The 247-nt window shown below is 68.4% G+C and carries 1 protein-coding gene; it reads left to right on the plus strand.

Translation table 11 applies throughout. The annotated features are described in order from the left end of the window. Positions 1–247 (plus strand): VCBS domain-containing protein (locus tag O7A05_RS34295; protein ID WP_337097836.1); only part of this gene is annotated, 247 nt, incomplete at both ends.

Here is a 247-nt window from a genome sequence, read left to right on the forward strand (position 1 = left end):
ATCCGAACGCCTATGACGCGCTCAAGCAGGGCGAGAACGCGGTGCTCAACCTGAGCTACAACGTGGTCGACGAGCACGGCGCGTCGGTGGCGCAGACCGCCCAGGTCACCATCACCGGCGCCAACGATGCGCCGACGGTGTCGGCGGCGGTCACCTCGACGGCCTCGGAGGACGCCGCCGCCTACACGATCGACCTGCTCACCAACGCCGCCGATGTCGACCACGACGCGGTGCTGCACATCGCCAA

The organism is Mesorhizobium argentiipisi (SeqCode) (assembly GCF_037179585.1).
Classification (GTDB): domain Bacteria; phylum Pseudomonadota; class Alphaproteobacteria; order Rhizobiales; family Rhizobiaceae; genus Mesorhizobium; species Mesorhizobium argentiipisi.